The organism is Caloramator australicus RC3 (assembly GCF_000297115.1).
Taxonomy (GTDB): Bacteria; Bacillota; Clostridia; order Clostridiales; family Caloramatoraceae; genus Caloramator; species Caloramator australicus.
Window position 1 is genome coordinate 1 of record NZ_CAKP01000143.1, and the last position, 2,552, is coordinate 2,552.

The 2,552-nt window shown below is 30.0% G+C and carries 1 protein-coding gene and 2 pseudogenes; 2 read left to right on the forward strand and 1 reads right to left on the reverse strand.

Annotated elements, in window-relative coordinates:
* Both CAAU_RS13300 and CAAU_RS13305 read left to right on the forward strand, forming a co-directional pair.
* A pseudogene (locus tag CAAU_RS13300) lies at positions 1–408 on the forward strand (UPF0236 family transposase-like protein); the annotation flags it as partial.
* Between the two features lie 85 nt (positions 409–493).
* Positions 494–1,714, forward strand: coding sequence for an IS256 family transposase (locus CAAU_RS13305; protein ID WP_008909960.1), 1,221 nt, complete (start codon positions 494–496; stop codon positions 1,712–1,714).
* Between the two features lie 449 nt (positions 1,715–2,163).
* Here CAAU_RS13305 and CAAU_RS13310 read toward each other — a convergent pair.
* Positions 2,164–2,544 (reverse strand): annotated as a pseudogene (locus CAAU_RS13310) (RNA-guided endonuclease TnpB family protein); the annotation flags it as partial.
* Positions 2,545–2,552 lie beyond the last annotated feature (8 nt).

Genomic DNA, 2,552 nt, shown 5'->3' on the forward strand with positions numbered 1-2,552 from the left:
GCAAAGCGAGAAGAATATAGGCAAAAGATATGGGGAGCGATAAATGAAGGGGATAAGAAGGTTTTAAGGGAGATATTTAAGGAGTTAATAAATATAGCAGAAACTAAGACAGAAAAGGAGAGAGCAAAAGAAGCAAGGAGATATATATTAAATAACTGGGAAGGGATAGTAATATATAAAGAGGACGAGGATGTAATAGGATGCAGTGCAGAAGGGCATATAAGCCATGTATTATCAGCGAGATTAAGCAGTAGGCCATTAGGATGGAGTAAAGAGGGATTAAAGATAATGGCAAAGCTAAGGGTATTTAGCAGGAATGGAGGTAATTTAAGGGAAATAAGTATATACAAGGAAGATGTTGAAACATTTAGATTAAATAAAAAGAAGATAAAAGAAACAATTAAAAGAGAGACTGTAAAAAATTTTGTGTAAATAGATTAAAAACCTCTTTCTTGGTAAGAATTAAAATATAAACTAAGAAGGAGGTTTTTAAATGTCACTATTAACAAAAGAACAACTAAGAGGATTTATTAAAGAAAACAATCTTCAAACTGTGCCTGACATTTACAACGCTCTAAAAGAACTTTTTAAAGAAACTCTTCAAGAAATGCTTGAAGCTGAGCTTGCAACTAATCTTGGTTATGAAAAGTATGAGAAAAAAGATAAAGAAACAACTAATTCAAGAAATGGATATTCTCAAAAGACAGTTAAAACTCAATTTGGAGAAATGGAGCTTAACATCCCAAGAGATAGGGAGGGAGAATTTGAACCAATAATCGTCCCAAAACACAAAAGAGATATATCAGGTATTGAAGAAAAAATAATTTCCCTTTATGCACGAGGTATGTCAACAAGAGACATACATGAACAAATAAAAGATATATATGGCATAGAAGTTTCAGCTGAAATGGTAAGCAAAATAACAGATAGAATAATCCCTGAAATTAGAGAATGGCAATCAAGGCCTTTAGAAAAAATTTATCCTTTTATCTTTATGGATGCAATACACTACAAAGTAAGAACCGAGAATCACATCATCAATAAAGCTGCCTACATAGTCCTTGGAATTACAATAGAAGGCACAAAAGACATACTAGGGATTTGGATAGGTGAAAATGAAACCTCAAGATTCTGGCTAGGAGTATTAAATGAACTAAAAAATCGAGGAGTAGAAGACGTATTGATATTCTCAGTTGATGGATTAAGTGGTTTAAAGGAAGCAATTGAGGCAACATTCCCAAAGGCTGAAATTCAAAGATGCATAATCCACCAGCTAAGAAATTGCTTTAAGTATGTATCATATAAACATCTTAAAGAGTTTAGTAAAGATTTTAAAGCAGTATATCAGGCAGCAAGTGAAGAAATTGCAAGAGATAAATTTGAAGAAGTAAAGAAAAAATGGCAAAGCTCTTATCCGTTTGCGATAAAAAGTTGGGAAAACAACTGGGAAGTATTAATTCCATTTTACAAATTTCCGGAAGAAATAAGGAAGATAATGTATACAACGAACATAATAGAAGGATTTCATAGACAATTAAGGAAGGTAACAAAATCAAAGGCTATATTTCCAAATGATGAATCGCTAGAAAAGATGTTGTTTTTAGTAGCAAAGAATGTAATGAAAAAATGGACACAAAGATATAAAAACTGGGACATGGTATTAAACCAATTAATGATAATGTATCCAGAAAGAGTGGAGAAATTTATAAAATAAAAACCCCCGCCGCAAAAAATTTTTAGTTTAAGCCTTAGTCGCCCTAGGTCTCCCAAGGCTTAAACTAAAAAGGTCAAATTACCCCTAATAACATAGTATAACCAAAAATATTCAATCTCATGCATAAAAGATTAAAAAACTGTCAATAATATTAATGTATTAATCATTAACAAATCATTAACATAGGGCAAATTCTTACCAAGAAAGAGTGCAAATTATTCTAAATACACAAAATTATTTACACTACCTTAAAAGAATAAATAATTCTTCACGAGAAGGAATAAATAATATAACAATATTAAATATTGGAAAAGTAACGCCAATGTATAAGATATTAAAATCAATTAAATATGAAAATATAATTTAAAGTTTAAAAGTTTACGAAAGTCTTGATTTTAAACATTTTAGGGGGTTGTCTATAAAAATTAACCTACAATATCTTGACACTATCCACATTCACTACATGTTTGACTTGATGCATAATTTTGTGGTGCTATTATTATTTCTCTGCCATACCATCTTGCTTTATATTCTAACATCCTTCTAAATTCTGCCCATGATACTTCTGTTATTGCTTTGGCTAATTTATGATTTTGTTGCATATTTTTTACCTGTAAATCTTCTAAAACTATCACTTGGTTTTCGTGTATAATTTTAGAAGATAATTTGTGAAGAAAATCTTTTCTTTGATTTGATATTTTTTCGTATAATTTTGCAAGTTTTTGCCTTGTTCTTTCATAGTTTTTGCTTTGCTTTTGCTTTCTTAATAATGATTTTTGTATAATTTTAATTCTTTTTTCTGTTTTTTCTTTAACCATTTTTGGATTTTTCTACCTTT

Coding starts and splice junctions, on each gene's coding strand:
- CAAU_RS13305 (WP_008909960.1), top strand. CDS start 494: ATGTCACTATTAACAAAAGAACAACTAAGAGGATTTATTAAAGAAAAC.